This is a genomic window from Acinetobacter sp. YH12049, assembly GCF_013419875.1.
In the GTDB taxonomy this organism is placed as follows: domain Bacteria; phylum Pseudomonadota; class Gammaproteobacteria; order Pseudomonadales; family Moraxellaceae; genus Acinetobacter; species Acinetobacter amyesii.
Genome location: NZ_VOZH01000034.1, coordinates 1 through 20250, shown reverse-complemented (window position 1 = coordinate 20250; position 20250 = coordinate 1). Strand labels below are relative to the sequence as shown.

Sequence of the window (20250 nt, the reverse complement as noted above, 5' to 3'; positions counted from 1 at the left end):
ATAGATAAAGCATTGATAATGAATTGTAAAAATATCTTTTGAGAAAAATTTATTGTTAAAAACTCCCCATTTTAGAACGCTAGTCGTCTGACTTTCTCTTTAATTAATATTTTTAAAATATTAATAATACAAAGTATGGATAATGTGATAAAAAATTAAAATTATCATTATTTGATAAAGTGTGTAAAAATAACTGCGTAAAAGATGAAGTATGTAAATTAAATTAAAGACGTTGAATAGGTGATTAAGATGAAAAAAACATTAATGATGTTGTCGGTTTTGGCTGTTTTGACTACAGCAGTCAATGTACAAGCAGCGACTGAAGACAAATCAGAAGCATCAACTCAAGAAGTTGCAGCATGTACAAATGGTTTTGACAGTGTAAATGTTTGCCAATTATTGTCTTGATCAAAACTCGATAAAGTGAAGTGCCACAAATAAAAGCAAAATAACTATAAAGAATCATTCTGGTGCAATTAAATGCACTTATTTAAATCACAAATGTCAGACATCATGCACAGGAAGTGCATGAGCAATCTGATGTAACTGCGCTAGATCTAAAACTTCAATTTGTTTAAACGCAACACGAAGCACCTGTATTTTTTCCAACTGCTGAAGCTCCTGATTGACTGATTGTCTTGAGCAATTCATCAGTTGCGCGAGTTGTTCCTGCGAGATATATATGGTGTGTTGCTCAATTTCCAAATGATTTCCATATCCATTTAAAATAAACAGCAGACGCTGTGCGAGACGTTGACTTAAACTTTGCGTTTGTAAGGCTATGAGTTCCATAAAGGCATAGCGAAGTTTTTGACTGGTGAGCTGGGCAATATGAAACCAAAACTCAGGGTGTTGTTGTAATAATTGCTGAATTGCTTGAGCCGGTAAGTGTAATAAGGTGGACTTTTTGGTGCAGATGGCATCGTGAGAACGTGGTAATTGGTCAACCAAGGATATTTCGCCAAACCACATAATCGGCTCAGCAATGGCGGCAATCGCTTCTTTGCCATGAATATCAATATAGCCTAAGCGAACTGCGCCTTCTAAGACCGCATACATACCATTAAAACGCTGTCCTGATAAAAAAACACGTGCGTCTTTTTCGAAAGTTAAGGTCAGGGCATGGTGGTAGATAAAGTCTTGGAAGGAAACATTTAAGCCTGAATACCACACATTTTTATTGAGTTGATGCACATATTGAGCGTCCAGCACAGCATATCCTTATTTTATGGTCCAACTTGTCTATTAGCTGACAACTTTATTGATGCATTTTTTATATAGTGAAATGAGTGAATGAACAAGGAGTAAGTTAATGAGCAAACTTGAAAGGCTGCTAAGCCAATATGCAGCATATCATTTGGATCGAAAAAATGTGCTAACGCATTTTGTGGGTATTCCGCTTATTGTATTTTCGATTATGTGTCTAACCGCACGGGCAGGGCTGGTGATTTCAGGTGTTGAACTGACCCTTGCATTGTTGTTGATTATTGCTAGTGTCATTTATTACCTGAGTTTAGATAAAATTTTCAGTTTGATCATGCTATTGGTATTTGCCGTCACGTATCCTTTAGCCTTAATGATCGCAAAAATGAGCCTTATGTCATGGTTGATCTGGAGTGTGGGGATCTTTGTAGTGGGTTGGATCATCCAATTTATCGGTCATTATTATGAAAAGAAAAAGCCTGCGTTTATGGATGATGTCATTGGCTTGGCCATAGGGCCTTTATTTGTCCTAGCAGAGTTTGTGTTTCTACTAGGCTTTCGTAAAGAGCTTGAACAACGCATGCTGACAGAAGCAAGAAGACAGCGCGCAGAGATGGATGCAAAAGCATTACATATTGCTCACCCATAAATGATTTGAATAAAAAAGCCGGATAATTCCGGCTTTTTTTTTGCGATGTGTTGATTCTCAACTGTTTAGGATTTCACAGCAGTTTTATGTTGTTCCACTGCCACCTTTTGTGCAGCGATTTTTGCTTTTGCGTCAGTATTTGCTGCTTTGGCAGCATGGGCTGAAGTTTTAGCTTCTGATTTTGCTTGTGTTGCAAGATGCTGTGCTTGAGCTGCATCATGTTTTGCTAATTTTTGATTATGTTTCACTTTACTCTGAGCCAATTGGCTGGCTTGTTTTGCATCGTGTCGAGCGATTTTTGCATCATGCTGCGCAACTTGTGCTGCATGTGTAGCAGTACGTTCCTGATGTTTTGCATCTTTAGCAATGGAAACACAAGTACCACCTTTATGGTTTGCACCTGTACCACCTGTAAGTGTGGTGCCTTGTGGACATGCAAACGCAGTTGCACTAAGCATTGTAAAGATACCTGCTGTTAGAATTGTGCTGATTTTTTTCATTGCTATTGTTCTATGAAAATAGGCATTAGTGCCTATGAATAAATTTATAGCAGAACGGTAGAGATTTAAGTCGTTGCACTGTGGTGACTCGGCAACCAAATCATGTATTCGTGTCGATATAATTTTGTTTTTAAGCAGGTTTTAAGTTTTTAAATATGCTTATTTTTTGGCTTGAGCTTTTGCCTGAAATTAAAAAAGCCAGCAAATTGCTGGCTTCTTATGAGTACTGTTTTATACGTTAAAACGGAAGTGTAAAACATCGCCATCTTGAACGATGTATGTTTTACCTTCTAAACGCCATTTACCTGCTTCTTTAGCGCCAGCTTCACCGTTGTATTGAACGAAGTCGTTGTAGGCAACACATTCAGCACGAATAAAGCCTTTTTCGAAGTCAGTGTGAATGACACCAGCAGCTTGAGGTGCAGTTGCACCAATTTTTACTGTCCAAGCACGAACTTCTTGTACACCCGCTGTGAAGTAAGTTTGAAGGCCGAGTAAGCCATAACCTGCACGAATAACCACGTTTAGACCAGGTTCTTCCATGCCTAAAGCTTCAAGGAATTCCGCACGGTCTTCATCTTCAAGTAATGAAATTTCTGCTTCGATTTGGTTGCAAAGTGGAACCACAATTGCATTTTCTTCAGCAGCTAATTTTTGTACTGCTTCTAAATGAGGGTTATTTTCGAAACCATCTTCTGCAACGTTGGCAATATACATGGTTGGTTTAAGGGTTAAGAAGCCATAACCACGCACCAATTTACGTTCATCTTCATCAAGGTCAGCTGCACGCGCAGGTTTACCTTCATCCAGTAAAGGTAAGATTTTGTCTAAAACAGCTTTGGTCGCAATCGCTTCTTTATCGCCACCTTTTGCAGATTTTGCTAGACGTGTAATTGCTTTAGAAACAGCTTCTAAGTCAGCAAGTGCAAGTTCAGTGTTGATTGTTGCGATATCGTCAAGTGGATCAATTTTGCCATTTACGTGAATGACATTCTCGTCTTCAAAACAACGTACAACATGTGCAATAGCATCCGTTTCACGAATGTTAGCTAAGAATTGGTTACCAAGCCCTTCACCTTTAGATGCACCAGCAACAAGACCTGCGATATCCACAAATTCCATCGTGGTTGGGACAACACGTTGTGGGTTTACAATTTCAGCAAGTTTATCCATACGTGGGTCAGGTACAGGTACGATCCCAGTATTTGGCTCAATTGTACAGAATGGGAAGTTTTCAGCAGCAATCGCAGCTTTGGTTAATGCGTTGAAAAGCGTTGATTTACCAACGTTCGGCAGGCCGACAATACCACAGTTAAAACCCATGAAATAACTCACAAAGTATTATAAAAAAATTGTGGATGATTTTACATGAAAGCCATAATAAAGTCAGGTGATATGGGCAGGAGAATGTATATCTTATTGAATCGCGCAGAGATAGAGATGAATTCACGTCTGAATAAAGCTTAAGTTGCACTACGGATGCAGAATAGGTGCAAAAATGACATTGTGTTTCAATAACACAGTGACTAAAGTATCCCTATAAAATTACTGGGTTTTATAAACCACAGTTACAACAAAAACTTGGAGCATTTATGCGAACTCTCTACCAGTTTCCACTCTCACATTTTTGTGAAAAGGCGCGCTGGTTACTCGATCACAAAGAGTTGGATTATGTGGCTCATAATTTAATGCCGGGTGTGCATCGTGCATTTGCACAGCTTAAAACAGGGCAAAACAAATTACCGATTTTACGTGATCAAGATCATTGGGTTGCAGATTCAACTCAAATCGCCTTTTACTTGGATGCGACCTACCCCGAACATAGTCTGATCCGTCCAGATGTCAAACTGCGTGAAGATGCTTTGGAAATTAATGAACTTTCCATTGAGTTAGGGCAGCATGTGCGCCGTTGGGGTTTGGCACATGCATTAAATGAAAGTGAAGAATCGCTTGATATTTTAATTGGTGAAAAGGGCTATTTACGTCAGTTTGAGAAATATTCCAAGCCCATTATAAAGGCACTGGTTTCAAAAGGTTATCAATTAGATACGGAAAAGGTTGCGGCATCTCGTGAACGATTGGATGAAATTGTGGTTGATTTAAATCAACGTCTGATCGAACGAGGTGGGCGTTATTTTGTAGGCGACCGATTAGGTTTGGCTGATATTGCAGTGTGTTCAATGTTGGCGCCGTTATTAGAGATTGTCGGGACACCGTGGGAAAAAGAGCATGGTGAAAGCTTGTCAGAAGAGTTTAAAGCTTATAAAGCCTATTTGAGCGATTTGCCTTTAGGTCAATATGTGCAACGTATATACCAAACAGAACGGAATGCACGGGTAGATTGGCGTGGTGTATAAACCCTTTATATGAAAACTTTGCGTCATATTGCTTTAAAAAAGCGCGCCCAACGGCGCGCTTTTTCATCAGACATTCAATCCTTAAATATAGCTTTGTTGTTGAATGTCTAAAATATTCAGCACTGGACTGATACTATCGGCTTGTAAAGTATTCAGCGGCATAACCGGGTAGAAGATATTGCCTATCGCATCTTTAATACTTGGGATGATGGTGGAGATATCAAAATCACCTTGAGCAGAACCTAAATTTTCCAATAGGTCATTAATATTCGGTAATTGGCCTGTGAGGTTTTCAGTCAATTGGTTGAACTGATCCGAAATAGAACCCAGATCAATTTTTTCAGGAGCAAGATTGCCAAGTAAATCGCCAAGATTTGGAATGGTCAGTTGATCGAGGAACTGAGTCGCTTCACCATTACTGTCCATCAGAGCAATGACTGGTTTCAACGAGTCAATTACTTGATTTAAATCAGTTGAAAGCGTCAGTAAGGATGGATTGTTGACCACATCCAAAATGGTGCTCACGCTATTTAATACATCATAAATTGCTTTGACGGTTTGAGCCTGATCCGTATCGATGACATCGCTTTTTGCCAACAAATCTAACAGCGGATTAAGTCCTTTGATCACCTCTGAAATAGTCTCAGGGATATTCCCTTGGTTGGCTGAAGAAATGGCAGTCACTAGATTGGTCACACTTCCAATCACAGTCGGTAAAGCATGACTCAACTGTTCCATATCAATAGAAGAGTTATCTTTATTGATTGAGGCTAATAAAGGTAGGAGGGCAGTCGTTGCACCTTGTGCAATTTGCCCAAAGTCGATGTTTCCAGAAGACGAACTCCCAATCATCTGAATAATGGGTTGCGAATATTCTAAAACTTGGCTGAGTGTATTGATAATTTGCGTTGAATCAGTTGACCCAGTTGCGCTTCCAAGCATAGCAAGCAGTGGTTTGATGGCATTTACAGCGCTGCTGATATTGTCAGGAAGATTGGCTTGATTATTGGTGCTACTCAGTAAACTTTGCAAGCTGTTGACAATGGTAGGTAAGGATTGAACCAACTGATTCATCTCTGTTGAGCCAGCGTTGCTACCTAAGTTTTGTAGGAGCGGTTGTAATGTTGTCATCAATGTCTTGAGTGCATCCGAATTTGAACCGTTATTGGATGTAAGACTTTGAATCGTGCTAATCACTTGCGGAAGCGATTTAGTCAGTGCGCTAAAATCAAAAGACTTTGTGCCACCTAAATTACCCAATAATCCTGTCAGTGTATCCGTGATATTGGTTGTAGGTTTAAGTGGGCTAAGTAGGTTACTGACCGTGCTGCTAATTGTACTGAGCTGTAGGGAAGGACTTAGTACAGAACTTAATTTTGAGCTGAGTGAACTCAGTGATTTAATTGCCATGTTTATTCTTCCGTTTTTGTTTTTTTGTATATTTATGAACCGCCGCTATTTTTTAATGTAATTACCAAACCAAGTAAATAAGTGAAAAAAATGAAATGTGAAATAGAGCGCACATTGAAAAATAAAGTAAAAATAAAAAATTGAAAAATATAAATAAAATATCTTTCCCTTTTATCTGAAATTGATTTATTCAGATCAATGGAATGCATCGAGAAGCTTTATTGGTAAGTTGTCTAAAGACGTCATTTAGAATATAAAAACTAAACTTTGATGAAAAAACATTCATTTAAACACGACATTTATGCAAATTATTATGTTCATAATGCATATGAGCTTTATTATTTTTAATAAATCATGCTATACATGAGAAAACTTGCACATAAATGCTGATTTTAAAACTTAAAATAACATTGAAAATGACAGCAGGCGTTTGATGAATCATGATCATCAACACTGTTTTCAAAAATGGCTGGAGTAGACTGATGGAACTAGACCGTTTTGATAAACAAATTTTAGAAATTTTGACCCATGAAGATGTCAATTTAAATGAACTGTCTGAGCGGGTGAATTTATCGGTCAGTTCAGTTCATCGTCGGATCAAACAATTGATTGATCACAATATTATCAGTGGTCTAAAACGTGAAATTAATTATCAAAAACTGGGCTTTAGTTTGCATGTGCTGCTGCAGGTGTCTTTGAGTAAGCATGATACAGACACCTTTGCTAAATTTTTAGAAGAATTAGAAAGTATCCCAGAAGTCATTAATGCATTTTTAGTGACAGGGCAGTCTGCCGATTTTATTGTGGAAGTCGTTGCACGGGATATGGAAAACTATAGTGAAATTTTACTCAAGCGCATTGGTAAAATTGAACACGTAGTTGCATTACATTCGAGCTTTGTAATTAAACAATATAATGTTTTTAACTGTAATGGCTTATTAAATAAGGTTTAAATGCAGCCCTCATATATAAACTCAAACAGTTGAAAGCTAGGCAATAAAAAACGCACCGAAGGGTGCGTTTTATACTTCACTCGATTGAATTATAGAGCTTCTAACTCAGCCATTACTTCATCGGTGAATTCAACGTTGGTATATACGTTTTGAACGTCGTCAAGATCTTCAAACATATCAATCATTTTGATGATTTTTTTCGCTTGTTCGATATCTGAAATTAACGCTTTAGTTGAAGGGTTCATCACCACTTCGGCGTTATCAGATTTTAAACCTGCTGCTGCTAGCGCATCCTGAACTTCACCGAAAGTTTCCGGTGTAGTGATAACTAAAATTTCTTCTTCGTCCACTTCGATGTCTTCAGCACCCGCTTCTAAAGCGATGTCCATGATTTGATCTTCTAAAGAAACATCTTCAAAAGTAATCTCACCACGTTTGGTAAACATATAAGCCACTGAACCTGCAGTACCTAAATTACCATCAGTTTTAGAGAAACAGTGACGAACGTCAGGAACAGTACGGTTCAAGTTGTCAGTCATTGTTTCAATGATGACAGCAACACCACCAACGCCATAACCTTCGTAAGTGACTTCTTTTAGATCAGCATTTTCTTCACCGCCCACACCACGTTGGATCGCACGATTAATGGTGTCACGTGTCATGTTTGCAACTAATGCTTTTTCAACAACAGCACGTAAACGTGGGTTAGACGCTACATCACCGCCGCCTAAACGTGCAGCTGTCACGATTTCACGGATAAATTTTGTGAATACTTTAGCGCGGCTCGCATCTTGTTTTGCTTTACGATGCTTAGTATTAGCCCACTTGGAATGACCCGCCATGCGAAATATGCTCCTTGTAGATTGGCCTTATGCCTATCAAATTGAGCAAATTCTACCATAATGGCTTTTTTGTGTGAAAGTGCTGGATTTCAGGAATTGAGTAGTTGAAAAAAAAATATCCAAATTTGAGAAAATAATGCGAAATGTCTAAACGCTCGTACTGTAATTTTTCTTATGATGAGAATTGGGCTGAAAGGAGCGAGGTGATCTTGTTATAAAAGGAAGATATAAATGTACAATGCATGGAGCACGATACATTTATATCTTTAAGTACGTATATCTTAAAAAAACGTGAATGGCACTTAGTCTTTATTTTTAGGTTCTGGGATCACGATGTCTAAACCTACTTTATCTTTATAGAGCTGCTTAATTAAAGCTAAATCGTGATCGAGGTCAGTTGGGTAAATCTTACCGAAAATACCGCCTTGTTTGGTTTTTGAGTTGGCATACATTAATACAATTGGCACACCTGCAGCTTTAGCGATATACCAAAAGCCTGTGCGAATCGGTTTTCGTGCTTCACCACGTTCTGCTCGTGTCGCTTCTGGAGCAATGACTAAATTAAATTTTTCATTGGCTTCAAAATGCTCAACCATTTGAGTCACGATGTCTTTATTGGCTTTACGGTCTACAGGAATACCGCCAATCGCTTCAAGAACAGGTTTAAATGGACCTTTAAAGAGTTCTTTTTTAATCAGCGTGTGAATTTTAATGTCGTAAATTTGGCAAAGGGCCAGTGAAAGAACAGCATCCATCATTGAGGTGTGTTCAAAGCCGACGATCACTTGTTTATTTTCTAAAACATCAGGCTCTACGTGGTATTTCCAGCCTGCCAATTTAAATGCAGATTCGCCAATAAACTTTTTCAACATAGTCGGTGGTACGGTGATTTTAAAAAGGTGTAATTTCTGCTTGTTTGGATCATCAGTCAAGAGGATTTAAGTGAGCTTTGATCTGAATTATGCATATATTTCAAATCGGAATAAGAAGGGGGGATTGAAGAATTATACTTTTTAGCAATAAATCGGTTAAATTTTATATAGCAAAGCTATCATCATAGATAAAAATACTCTTAAAAATTTACTAAATATGGCTAGGCACCGTCAGAAATTCTTATTAGACTTTTGTCGTAGGTTAAAATTTTTAACCTGTTGGTCTTAACTCGTTTTCTAACGGAGAACTCAAGCATGATTTATTTAACTGCTGTGTTATTCGCTGTTGCTATGTTTGCTTTGATTGTTATTTGGTCAATTGTTGAGTTTTATTTGGACTTAAGAAAGCCTGAACAGGTTGAGTCTTAATATTTGTGCTTTTAAAGTGTGAAATATATAGTATTTCTAAATGTCATGAATCAAAAAACATTTGCTTATAATGAATAAAATAATACCTTTTAAGTATAACAAATCGTGACTTTATTTAAGGGTATCTAGAACTTAAGCTTTTAAATTTTTCTTGAATGTATTTCTTTATAACCTACTTCTCGTATTAACCAATCGTAGCTTACTCAAGTTGACTTGAAGTTTTGTACGTATCTATATGTTATCTGCCATATCTTTTAAAGGCTTAGACAAACTTTACTTAGCTTTTAACATTAAAAAACCCCTCACGATTAATGCACGTAAGGGGTTGTTTTATATGGTGGGCCCACACAGACTTGAACTGTGGACCAACGGATTATGAGTCCGCTGCTCTAACCAACTGAGCTATAGGCCCTATATTCTGAATGTGTTATTTATCAACAAGTTCAGACGCAAAGCATACTAGCGAAGATTTTTTTAAAAGACAAGCCTTTTTCTTCACGGCTGCACACTAACACAACAAATTGGCTGTAGTTGCAGCAGTTGAGCTTGGATTCGACCAAAATGCACAAAGTGTCGAATCCTATCGTGATGTAAATCACGACAAAAGTTATCAAACAGTCAAAATAACCTTATAATAATGCCCATTCTTGTCAGTACCGTGCCCAACAGCGCTTAGATTGGTACTGGCCTCACATTTTTAAGTCAATGTCCTACAGTTATTCGGCTTATGTTTTCATTTTTATGTGTTGCACTGACACATAAGAATATTTAGGTGCCCACATGGAAATTAAGGTTAATTATCTCGATAACCTTCGACAAGAAGCCAAATTTGATGACTTCACGGTAATTGCCGACCAACCTATTCGCTATAAAGGTGATGGTTCTGCTCCCGGACCATTCGACTACTTTTTAGCGTCATCAGCATTATGTGCAGCGTATTTTGTAAAAGTGTATTGTGCGGCGCGAGACATTCCGACAGACAATATTCGTTTATCTCAAAACAATATTGTTGATCCTGAAAACCGCTATAAGCAAATTTTCAAAATTCAAGTTGAACTACCTGCGGATATTTCTGAAAAAGACCGTCAAGGCATTTTACGTTCAATTGACCGCTGCACGGTTAAAAAAGTGATTCAAACTGGTCCTGAGTTTGTCATTGAAGAAGTAGAAAGCATTGATGCAGATGCACAAGCTTTACTTATGCCAAATTTAGCGTCAGACAGTACCACGTTTATTCCGGGTAAAGATCTGCCATTAGAAGAAACCATTGCCAATATGTCAGGTATTTTGGCTGGTTTAGGCATGAAAATTGAAATCGCGTCATGGCGTAACATCGTGCCGAATGTTTGGTCTCTACATATTCGTGATGCACAATCGCCAATGTGTTTTACCAATGGTAAAGGCTCAACCAAAGAAAGCGCATTAGCTTCGGCTTTGGGTGAATTTATTGAACGTCTCAATTGCAACTTCTTCTATAACGACCAGTTCTGGGGTGAAGAGATTGCCAATGCTGACTTTGTACATTACCCAGATGAAAAATGGTTCCAACCCGGCCCAGAAGGCGAGTTACCTACTGAAATCTTAGATGACTATACGCGTGAAATTTATAACCCAGAAAATGAGTTATTAGGCACACATCTATATGACACCAATTCAGGAAATACAGCACGCGGTATTTGTTCTCTGCCATTTGTACGTCAGTCTGATGGTGAAACAGTGTATTTCCCATCAAACTTGATTGAAAATTTATACTTGTCAAACGGGATGAGTGCAGGGAATACCTTGGCTGAGGCTCAAGTGCAATGTTTATCGGAAATCTTTGAGCGTGCGGTCAAACGTGAGATTTTAGAAGGTGAATTGGCTCTACCAGATGTACCAGAAGAGGTTTTAGCCAAATATCCAAGTATTGTTGCGGGTATTCAAGGCTTAGAAGAACAAGGTTTTCCTGTATTGGTAAAAGATGCTTCACTTGGTGGTCAGTACCCTGTGATGTGCGTAACCTTAATGAACCCACGTACTGGTGGGGTTTTTGCATCTTTTGGTGCGCACCCTAAACTCGAAGTAGCTTTAGAGCGTAGCTTAACCGAGCTTCTACAAGGCCGAAGCTTTGAAGGTCTAAACGATCTACCAAAACCAACGTTTAGCTCGAATGCAGTCACTGAGCCAAATAACTTTGTAGAACACTTTATTGACTCAAGTGGTTTGGTATCTTGGAAATTCTTTAGCGCACAATCAGACTATGATTTTGTAGAGTGGGATTTCACATCTGAAGGTGAAAATGCCAATGCGGAAGAAGCTGCAGCGATGTTTGCGATTCTAGAAGACATGGGCAAAGAAGTGTATATGGCGGTCTACCAGCATCTAGGTGCTACGGCATGTCGTATTTTGGTTCCGGGTTATTCTGAAGTGTATTTGGTTGAAGACTTGGTTTGGGATAACACCAACAAAGCTTTGGACTTCCGTGAAGATATTTTAAACATTCATCGCCTAGATGAAGACGAGTTAGTGTCACTGGTTGAGCGCTTAGAAGAGCTTGAGGTGGATGATTACACGGATATTGTGACGCTCATCGGGATTGAGTTTGATGACAATACCGTATGGGGCCAATTAACGGTTCTTGAGCTCAAACTACTGATCTATATTGCCTTACAAGAATTTGAAGAAGCAAAAGAGTTGGTCGAAACCTTCCTTCAGTACAACACTAATACAGTTGAACGTGGTTTGTTCTATCAATGCATGAATGTGGTTTTAGAAGTTGAATTGGACGATGACTTAGATCTCAATGACTATGAACATAATTTCCGTCGTATGTTTGGTGATGAACGTATGGATGCAGTGATTGGTTCAATGGATGGCAGTCTTCGCTTCTACGGTTTAACTGAAACCAATATGCAACTTGAAGGTTTAGATCGTCATTTACGTCTGATTGATAGCTATAAAAAATTGCATGCTGCACGTGCGAAGTTTGCCAGTCAGAACGTTTAAATCTGGGCTTGTGAATAACGTTACTCATGTGATCATCTATTTGAAAAAACTCTCCTAAGGGGGAGTTTTTTTGTGCGAAATTTGCTGAAAATTAATCTATATCTGTGATGTTGATATTAATAAAAATCCTTATAACTCAGGTGAATATAAGGAAGGCTTAAAAATTACCGATTATCCGAAATTGTGTCATTTTAAAGTAAAGATATTTGACTCATTGGAAAAATATGCTAATAAATTAGCTATGGCGTGTTTAGGCATGTTCATAATATTTCAGGACGAAATATTCAGAAGCACATTAATAAATAAATGGGAGTTTTAACAACATGCTTCAATTATTCAGAAAACTATTTTGCATGCATATTTACGAATACGAGCAAATGGAAGAAATCGGTTCGCACAAGGAATGTCGTAAGTGCGGTGTGACAAAGTAATGCAGAGTCTAAGCCGAAAAAAAAGTGAGCGAAAGCTCACTTTTTTAATGCCGGTCAATATTGAAATCATTAAAATAGAATCACATCCACAGTTTTCATGCAGATATGAGTAAAGATTTTCAAGCCGAGCGTTATACCGTCGATGCCAATATGGCAGATACCATTGCATGGTTATTACAACATCAGGATTGCTTTGAATCTTTTTATTATGATGCGATTCAGCAGCAATTGGTGGTTCAACATGCTAATGGTCAAGACATTATTCGTGAAGGGGATTATTTAAATGCAGGCTATGGAATTTTAATAACAGCACATAACTTTGTTAAGTAAACGATATATTTTCCCTACTCATGGTGATTTAGCCATTTCATTTGTCCGCACCATCTCTTGCATTGCACTTTGATACCTATCACTGATCATTCAATTGAACTAAGCCCCGAACTTCGGGGCTTAGATTTTAAGCCATTTGCATGGCATCAGTTGAAAGCTGTGCAGCATTTGGTTTGGGCTGTTCCGCGATTAAACCGAGTTTGCTAAATAAAAGCTGATCTTTGCCTTCGCCTGCATTTGGCGTGGTCAGCAGTTTTTCACCGGAAAAGAGTGAATTTGCACCTGCCATAAATGCCAAAGCTTGTTCTGAATCACTCAGGGATTCACGACCTGCAGAGAGTCGAATATAGCTTTTTGGCATAATGATCCGTGCGACTGCAATGGTGCGAATCCATTCGATCACATCAAGTTTCTCAACCTCTGCAAGTGGGGTACCTTGAATAGGGACAAGGAGATTAATCGGCACGGATTCAGGATGAATCGGCAGCGTTGCCAACTCCATCAAAAAGGCGATACGGTCATCACGGCTTTCACCTAAGCCCACAATTCCGCCGCTACAGATTTTCATTCCAGATTGGCGAACATAGTCTAGCGTCGTTAAACGGTCATCATAGCTACGCGTGCTAATGACATTGGGATAATACTCACGAGAGGTATCGAGGTTATGGTTGTAATAATCTAAGCCTGCCTCATGTAGGCGCTCTGCTTGAGACTGATTCAGCATGCCAAGGGTCATACAGGTTTCAAGTCCCAGCGCTTTGACTTCACGCACCATTTCTAGCACATAGGGCATGTCCCGTTCATGTGGATTGCGCCATGCAGCGCCCATACAAAAACGCGAAGAACCTGAGGCAAGCGCAGCTTTCGCTTCATTGATGACTTTTTCCACAGCCAGACGTTTTTCAGCTTCTAATCCAGAGTCATAATGTGCAGACTGAGAGCAATATTTACAGTCTTCAGGGCACTTACCGGTTTTAATCGAAAGTAAGGTGCTGACTTGAATATGATTGGCTTGGAAATATTCACGGTGAATGGTCTGTGCTTGGAATAATAAATCCATCAATGGTTGTTGATACAACTCTTGTATTTCTGGATGTGTCCAGTCATTTCGGTAGCTCATAAATGATCCATATTTTCTGCCTAATGCAGATCATCATACGTAAAATTTGCAGACTTCCAAGACTATTTTGTAACATTGCAATTTAGCTAAAATGCATTGAAATGACTTTTTCAAAGAACTTTTGATATTTAAGATGCTTGCAAAGTTATGCTAAATGACAGCACAATCGCTGCAATGTTTATTTTGAGCTAAAAAATTAATTTTCTTGGATTACGTCACTAAGTTTTAGCTTAAATGAAAACTTTGTAAGGATCTGGAAAATAGAGAATGAAAACCCTTAAAGCATTTTTGAGTTTTGTTCTGTAATTGCCCAATCAATATGAACTTGCACAATCGCGTCATGTTTTTCGCGAGAATTTTTTAATGATTGAACAATATTTGAACTGTATTGTGCGTTGCCTAAGCCAATGGCGATATTTCGCATAAAGCTTTGATAGCCTGTTCGTCGGATAGGACTGCCTTCAGTACAGCTTAAAAAAGTGGCTTCATCCCATTGCCAAAGATCTAATAAACTCACTTGGTCGAGGCCATGACGTGGATAAAAGTCCTCAATTTGAGTTTTATGCGCAAAGCTATTCCATGGACAGATAAGTTGACAGTCATCACAGCCAAACACACGGTTGCCAATGCCACGGCGTAATTCTTCAGGAATGATGCCTTTATATTCGATGGTTAAGTAGGCAATGCATTTACGTGCATCTAACATATAGGGCTCAACGATGGCCTGAGTTGGACAGATATCAATACAGGCTGTGCATGAACCACAATGTTTGGTTGCCGGAGAATCAAAAGGTAATTCGAGTGATGTAAACAGCTCACCTAATACAAAAAATGAGCCTGATTTTTTATGGATCAGTAAGGTGTGTTTGCCTGTCCAGCCCATGCCTGCATTTTCAGCTAAGGATTTTTCAAACACTGGTGCAGAGTCGGCAAAGGGTCTAGATTCAAAATCTCCGATTTTTTCACGGATGATATTCGACAAGGTTTTTAAACGACCACGCATGACTTTGTGGTAGTCACGACCTCGTGCATAGCGTGCAATGATGGCTGCATTTGGCTCATCAGGAACATAACGTGGTTTTGGGGTTTCGACCAAATAGTCCATGCGGACACAGATAATACTGCGTGTGCCGGGGACTAAAAGTGCAGGATTGGCACGTTTTTCAAGGTTTTCCTCTAGGAATTTCATATCGCCATGATAACCACGTTCTAAATATTCTTTAAAACGAGGGAGTTCCTCTTGAGCATCTGGCTTTGCGATGACACAATCAGAAAAACCTAAATTTAAGGCTTGTGCTTTAATCCATGCTTTTAGGGTTTCTGGATCATATTGATCGACAGGAATTTTTTGTGCAGGAGTTGAAGCGGCCATAATCATAACAAGGAAAAACAATGCGCCTGCAAGTTTACCATAGCCCTGTTTATCTTAGCCAAAGTATTCAAGCTTGGGAGCAGCGTTGGTTTGCTCAGCACAATAGCAGTTATGGTCTGATGCAGCAGGTCGCATGGTCGATTGCTCAGCAACTCATTCCAATGTTAAAGCAGCAAAATTTAAAAAATATCGCTGTATGTTGTGGACAGGGCAATAACGCAGGAGATGGCTATCTTACAGCGCAATACCTACAGCAAGCAGGCTTTCAAGTCGATATTTACGCCGCTGAAATTGGAGCATCGAAAGATTTACATTCTGCTGTACAAGAAGCGATAGATCACAAGCTCAAGATCTATACACATTTTGATTTTCAGCATGACTATGACGTTTATATCGACGCATTATTTGGTATAGGGCTCAATCGTGAACTTTCTAGCGAATGGCAAGCCATTATTCAACGATTGAATGCATGCACGGGACTTAAAGTTGCGATTGATATTCCAAGCGGATTACATGCCAATACAGGACAGCCTTTACCCATCGCATTTCAAGCCGATTATACCTTTACGGCATTGGGTCTAAAAGCAGGGCTATTTACAGGTCAAGCGAAGGAATATGCAGGTGAAGTTTCGGTGATAGCATGCATACCGACTGATGCTGAGCTTAAACCACTTGCGTATTTGTCGCCACAGAAAATCACTTTACCTGCACGTCAAGCTTTTGGTCATAAAGGCAGTTATGGCCATGTTTTGGTTGTTGGTGGCCATGCTGAAATGGGTGGGGCGGTGATTATGGCTGCTGAGGCTGCATTCCATGCAGGTGCAGGTAAGGTTACGGTTGTTTGTGATGCACGACATCACACCGCTATTTTGGCGCGCGCACCGAATATTATGCTACGCGATATCAATGCATTAACTACAGAAGCGATTCGGCAACTGATCGATCAAGTCGATGCGATTAGCTTTGGCATGGGGCTTGGTCGTGACGATTGGGCACAACAGCAGTTTCAGTCATGGTTTCCATTGATTCAGCAGTCAACCTTGGAAATTGTTTTGGATGCCGATGCCTTATGGTTTCTAGCTGAAGCACCTAAAAATTTGAATGCACGAACCTATGCAACGCCACATCCGGGTGAAGCTGCGAAATTACTGGGTATTACTACTGCTGAAGTTGAAGCAGATCGTGTACAAGCAATTCAGTATTTAAAAGAAAAATTTCAAGGTCAATGGCTGCTTAAAGGCGCAGGCAGCTTAATACTTGAAGATCAGCTTTGGATTTGCACCGCAGGTAATGCAGGAATGGGTACAGGCGGTATGGGAGATGTGCTTGCAGGGATGATTGCAAGTTTAAAAGCACAATTCCATCAGCAAATACATCTGCATGAAATCGTAAGTCTGCATGCTTTAGCAGGTGATGTATTGGCGCAGTCGGGGATGCGTGGTTTGCAGGCACAGGATATGGCCCAAGCGGTTTATCATGTGGTCAATCATTCAGGAGATGAAGACTAAAATGCATGCGGTTAAATTGCGAATTCAAGGTAAAGTGCAGGGTGTTGGCTACCGTCGTTGGTTTGAGCAGCAAGCGCTTGCACTCGGTTTAAATGGCTATGTGAAAAATCTAGCGACGGGCGAAGTTGAAGCGCTGATTATAGGAACTGAAAACGCCATTCATAAAATACTGAAACACAGTCTGGTGGGGCCTTTACGAGCAGATGTGACTAAAATCGATCAGCTAGAAATTCCAATGCATGAATTAGACTATAGCGGTTTTAAAATGATCCGCTAAATTTGATCACTAGATTGAGTGGGCTTTTGAAAACTGTCTGAACTACTGATCTATATGAATTGACGATTTATTTATCGACGTCGAGTGCTTACACGACTTCGACCACGAGCCATACCGCCTAAGGCATTCAGTACTGCCATTTTACTCATACTCCCGGACGCATGCGCATGACAAATTGCGGCAGCCAAAGCATCGGCTGCATCCTGCTGGGGTTTGATGCTTAGGTTCAGAATGCGCATAACCATCATTTGGACTTGTTCTTTATCTGCAGCACCATAGCCGACCACAGATTGTTTGATTTGCCGCGCAGTATATTCAGCGACTTGTAAATCTAAATTGGTTAAAGCAGCAATAGCAGCGCCACGTGCTTGGCCTAGTTTTAGGGCTGAGTCAGGGTTTTGAGCCATAAAGACTTGTTCAACAGCAGCTTCAGTAGGCCCGTGAAACTTTACGATGCGATCAATACCAGCAAAGATACGTTTTAAGCGTTCAGGCATTTCTGTTGTTTCGGTACGAATGGTGCCAGCATCGACAAAACGTAGTTTAGAACCATCCTTTTCGATGATGCCGTAACCAGTTAGGCGAGACCCAGGGTCAATACCGATAATTAATGACATGTTTGCCCTATTTGCCCTTTAAAAATAAAATAATGCCCATATTGTTACATAAGCGTGTCAAAAAAGCTTGATAGTGATTGAGCAGTTGAACGCAACACCTTAAATTAATTTACTGAGATTTGTTTAATTTTCATGAAATTATTTCTTCTGATTTTAGCAGGCTTGATCCTGGAAGTGTTTGTCTGGATCGGTGTGGGCGACCTCGTCGGCAGCATGTGGTATGTCTTTTTCTGGTTCGTGGCGGCCTTCTTTATAGGGATGAATATTATCCGTAAATATTCATCAGGTCTGATGCCTCAAATGCAGCAAATGCAAGCAGGTCAAATGAGTAATGATCCAGCTTTAACTGGAAATTTACCAAAAATTTTGGCTGGTTTCTTATTGCTGTTACCGGGTCTAATCTCAGATATTATGGCATTACTTATTTTGATTCCACCTGTACAAAATGCCATGAAAGCAGTCATGATGAAAACAATGATGAAGCGTCAGCAAGCCATGATGGAAAAAATGATGGGTGGCATGATGGGCGATATGGGAGGCATGGGCGGTGCTCAGGGTCAGAACCCATTTGCAGATATGATGCGTCAAATGCAAGATATGCAAAATCAGCAATCAGGTCGTGATTCATCCGTTATTGATGGTGAAGCTCGTGAAGTGACGCCAGATGCGAAACAAATTGAACTGAAAGATGTCAATAAAAAATAATTAACTCAGTATGAAAGGCCGAATGTGTATTCGGCTTTTTTTTTGCGTAAATTTTGATACGGCCTAAAAATAAACCTTGTGTTGCCAACAAAAAAATTGAACAAGCGATATAATCTTCACGTTTTAATTCAAATGAATCAGCTTGCATGTCACTGTTATTCACCATCTGTGCGCTTCATTTTGTTGCGCAGTTGAGTCCCGGTCCAGATGTATTATTAATTGCTAAAAGTGCAGCATCAACAACGCGTGCAAATACCTTAAAAATTATTTCGGGGATCTCTGTCGGGATTGTGGTGTGGGTCGTTTTAACCTTATTGGGCTTTACGGTTCTGGTTGAGCAATTTCCATGGATACAACAAGTTTTAATGGCTGTTGGTGGGTTTTTCTTAGCGAAAATGGGCTGGGCAATGTTTAGTGGCGGGCTTAAAAGTTTAAATCAAACAGCCAATTTAGAAGACGGGCAGGCATTAAGTCAGCAGAAAACTGAAAATTATTTCTTATTAGGTTTATTTACAAATTTAGCCAATCCGAAAACACTGATCTATTTTAGTAGTGTGTTCTCACTGGCGTTGAGTTCATCAGCCAGTAGCAACTTAAAAGCGCAGCTTGCTGTCATTATTCCGATTCAGACCTTTATTGTGTTTAGTTTGTTTATGATGATTATGTCTTTGCCTAAAATTAAAGCACTCTACCAACGGTTAGGTAGCTATATTGATCTAGTCTCAGGGGCGTTATTTTTAATTTTTGCGATTTGGCTGTGGTTCGACGCAATTAGAATGTTCAATCTTCAATAGCTGCAAACATATTGCTGTCAGCAAAGCGAAAGCCAAGTATTAGAACTTGGCTTTTTTTATGTGCCAATTTTATTGCTCTGGATTGGTTTGATCTTTGTCTTTGGATGGTGCTGTATTTGATGGATCTTGTGCAACATCGGTAGTTTCAGCATGATCACGATAACGGTTCGGTTTGAGGGTGGTTTCGGTATTTTCAGAGCCTTTGTATGATCGGCTACGATTGGCGCGTTCACGCAAACCGCCTTTTTTGATTAACTGCACCATCGTCTAGAACCTCATTGCTATTGCCATAGTTTAAAGAATTTTCCTCGTGAAGATAAGTGAGCAGGGCGATGCTAGCGCATAAAAAAGCCTGAAATCATTCAGGCTTTCATCATTTTAACTTATCTCTTTGAATGACTTTAAAGCAACTGGATAATAGTGCTTAAATTCAGCTTAGCTAAAATTTTACACATTGCCAGCTTGTTCATAGGGCTGTATTTGGCTGTGGCTTTGTTGCACAAACCTATCTGTAAAGGCTTTTTCAGCGATATAATTTTCAAATGAAGAAGCCTACACACAAAATCTATCGCACAACCAATTGGCCCGCATATAACCGAGCACTCATGAGTCGCGGAAATATTGCCATTTGGTTTGATCCTGCTACGCAATGGTATGCTCCATAAAAAGGCAAACAAGGGCGAAATCAAACCTACTCCGACGCAGCTATCCAATGCTGCTTAATGATTAAATCCTTATTCCGTCTATCTTTACGTATGGTCACTGGCATTGTGCAAAGTCTGATTAAACTTTGTGGATTAAATTGGACCGCACCAGATTACAGTACGCTTTGTAGAAGACAAAAGCATATTGATATTGCAATCAGCTACCAAAAAAGTAGCGATGGGCTGCATCTA

General features: G+C 39.6%; 20 protein-coding genes, 1 tRNA gene and 1 pseudogene. 11 read left to right on the top strand and 11 right to left on the bottom strand.

Annotated features, from left to right (window positions below):
• The first annotated feature begins 249 nt into the window (after positions 1-249).
• Positions 250-408, top strand: a complete 159-nt coding sequence (locus FTU05_RS13815) for a hypothetical protein (protein ID WP_180133541.1) — start codon at positions 250-252, stop codon at positions 406-408.
• 96 nt (positions 409-504) lie between these two features.
• Here the strand turns inward: FTU05_RS13815 and FTU05_RS13810 are convergent, their stop codons facing one another.
• Positions 505-1212, bottom strand: coding sequence for a Crp/Fnr family transcriptional regulator (locus tag FTU05_RS13810; RefSeq protein WP_180165776.1), 708 nt, complete (start codon positions 1210-1212; stop codon positions 505-507).
• A gap of 100 nt (positions 1213-1312) precedes the next feature.
• Between FTU05_RS13810 and FTU05_RS13805 the strand changes: the two genes are divergently transcribed.
• Positions 1313-1852 carry a DUF962 domain-containing protein gene (locus FTU05_RS13805; RefSeq protein WP_180004114.1) on the top strand — a complete coding sequence of 180 codons (540 nt, stop codon included), beginning with the start codon at positions 1313-1315 and terminating at the stop codon, positions 1850-1852.
• A gap of 65 nt (positions 1853-1917) precedes the next feature.
• On the opposite strand, the gene FTU05_RS13800 is transcribed toward FTU05_RS13805, so the two are convergent.
• Both FTU05_RS13800 and ychF read right to left on the bottom strand, forming a co-directional pair.
• Entirely contained in the window at positions 1918-2352 is a 435-nt protein-coding gene (locus FTU05_RS13800; RefSeq protein ID WP_257230133.1) for a hypothetical protein, read from the bottom strand.
• Positions 2353-2583: 231 nt separating this feature from the next.
• Positions 2584-3675 carry a redox-regulated ATPase YchF gene (ychF, locus tag FTU05_RS13795; protein ID WP_078189045.1) on the bottom strand — a complete coding sequence of 364 codons (1092 nt, stop codon included), beginning with the start codon at positions 3673-3675 and terminating at the stop codon, positions 2584-2586.
• 269 nt (positions 3676-3944) lie between these two features.
• On the opposite strand from ychF, the gene FTU05_RS13790 reads away from it, so the two are divergent.
• The gene (locus tag FTU05_RS13790) at positions 3945-4709 is read left to right on the top strand and encodes a glutathione S-transferase family protein (RefSeq protein WP_180165774.1); all 765 of its coding nucleotides are present in this window, start codon (positions 3945-3947) and stop codon (positions 4707-4709) included.
• Positions 4710-4790: 81 nt separating this feature from the next.
• Here the strand turns inward: FTU05_RS13790 and FTU05_RS13785 are convergent, their stop codons facing one another.
• A complete protein-coding gene (locus FTU05_RS13785; protein ID WP_180165772.1) occupies positions 4791-6119 on the bottom strand; it encodes a hypothetical protein in 1329 nt (442 codons plus the stop codon).
• Positions 6120-6601: 482 nt separating this feature from the next.
• Here FTU05_RS13785 and FTU05_RS13780 point away from each other — a divergent pair, with 482 nt between their 5' ends.
• Positions 6602-7072, top strand: a complete 471-nt coding sequence (locus FTU05_RS13780; RefSeq protein ID WP_067763303.1) for an Lrp/AsnC family transcriptional regulator — start codon at positions 6602-6604, stop codon at positions 7070-7072.
• 89 nt (positions 7073-7161) lie between these two features.
• Here FTU05_RS13780 and FTU05_RS13775 read toward each other — a convergent pair whose 3' ends face one another.
• The 3 genes from FTU05_RS13775 to FTU05_RS13765 all read right to left on the bottom strand — a co-directional run bounded on the left by FTU05_RS13775 (position 7162) and on the right by FTU05_RS13765 (position 9627).
• Positions 7162-7914 (bottom strand): YebC/PmpR family DNA-binding transcriptional regulator, encoded by a 753-nt coding sequence (locus FTU05_RS13775; protein WP_078189042.1) that lies wholly within the window; start codon positions 7912-7914, stop codon positions 7162-7164.
• 302 nt (positions 7915-8216) lie between these two features.
• The gene (locus FTU05_RS13770; RefSeq protein WP_078189041.1) at positions 8217-8786 is read right to left on the bottom strand and encodes a 1-acyl-sn-glycerol-3-phosphate acyltransferase; all 570 of its coding nucleotides are present in this window, start codon (positions 8784-8786) and stop codon (positions 8217-8219) included.
• Between the two features lie 764 nt (positions 8787-9550).
• A tRNA-Ile gene (locus tag FTU05_RS13765) sits at positions 9551-9627 on the bottom strand.
• A gap of 368 nt (positions 9628-9995) precedes the next feature.
• Here FTU05_RS13765 and FTU05_RS13760 point away from each other — a divergent pair.
• The gene (locus FTU05_RS13760) at positions 9996-12200 is read left to right on the top strand and encodes an OsmC domain/YcaO domain-containing protein (RefSeq protein ID WP_180165770.1); all 2205 of its coding nucleotides are present in this window, start codon (positions 9996-9998) and stop codon (positions 12198-12200) included.
• 536 nt (positions 12201-12736) lie between these two features.
• A complete protein-coding gene (locus FTU05_RS13755; protein ID WP_180116585.1) occupies positions 12737-12961 on the top strand; it encodes a hypothetical protein in 225 nt (74 codons plus the stop codon).
• A gap of 127 nt (positions 12962-13088) precedes the next feature.
• Here FTU05_RS13755 and bioB read toward each other — a convergent pair whose 3' ends face one another.
• Positions 13089-14081 carry a biotin synthase BioB gene (gene bioB, locus FTU05_RS13750; RefSeq protein WP_180116586.1) on the bottom strand — a complete coding sequence of 331 codons (993 nt, stop codon included), beginning with the start codon at positions 14079-14081 and terminating at the stop codon, positions 13089-13091.
• Positions 14082-14358: 277 nt separating this feature from the next.
• Positions 14359-15453, bottom strand: coding sequence for a tRNA epoxyqueuosine(34) reductase QueG (queG, locus tag FTU05_RS13745; RefSeq protein ID WP_180056004.1), 1095 nt, complete (start codon positions 15451-15453; stop codon positions 14359-14361).
• 20 nt (positions 15454-15473) lie between these two features.
• Here queG and FTU05_RS13740 point away from each other — a divergent pair, with 20 nt between their 5' ends.
• On the top strand, positions 15474-16961 hold the full coding sequence (locus FTU05_RS13740; RefSeq protein WP_180165768.1) for an NAD(P)H-hydrate dehydratase: 1488 nt from the start codon (positions 15474-15476) through the stop codon (positions 16959-16961).
• A 1-nt stretch (position 16962) separates the two neighbouring features.
• Positions 16963-17238, top strand: coding sequence for an acylphosphatase (locus FTU05_RS13735; RefSeq protein ID WP_180165780.1), 276 nt, complete (start codon positions 16963-16965; stop codon positions 17236-17238).
• A 71-nt stretch (positions 17239-17309) separates the two neighbouring features.
• On the opposite strand, the gene ruvC is transcribed toward FTU05_RS13735, so the two are convergent.
• The gene (gene ruvC / locus FTU05_RS13730) at positions 17310-17855 is read right to left on the bottom strand and encodes a crossover junction endodeoxyribonuclease RuvC (RefSeq protein ID WP_078189034.1); all 546 of its coding nucleotides are present in this window, start codon (positions 17853-17855) and stop codon (positions 17310-17312) included.
• 132 nt (positions 17856-17987) lie between these two features.
• Here ruvC and FTU05_RS13725 point away from each other — a divergent pair, with 132 nt between their 5' ends.
• Positions 17988-18560: an FxsA family protein gene (locus FTU05_RS13725; RefSeq protein WP_078192890.1), complete on the top strand. Its 573-nt coding sequence runs from the start codon at positions 17988-17990 to the stop codon at positions 18558-18560.
• Between the two features lie 146 nt (positions 18561-18706).
• Positions 18707-19354, top strand: coding sequence for a LysE family transporter (locus tag FTU05_RS13720; RefSeq protein WP_180165766.1), 648 nt, complete (start codon positions 18707-18709; stop codon positions 19352-19354).
• A gap of 69 nt (positions 19355-19423) precedes the next feature.
• Here FTU05_RS13720 and FTU05_RS13715 read toward each other — a convergent pair whose 3' ends face one another.
• A complete protein-coding gene (locus tag FTU05_RS13715; protein ID WP_180165764.1) occupies positions 19424-19618 on the bottom strand; it encodes a hypothetical protein in 195 nt (64 codons plus the stop codon).
• 278 nt (positions 19619-19896) lie between these two features.
• On the opposite strand from FTU05_RS13715, the pseudogene FTU05_RS13710 reads away from it, so the two are divergent.
• Positions 19897-20250: pseudogene (locus FTU05_RS13710) on the top strand (transposase); the annotation flags it as partial.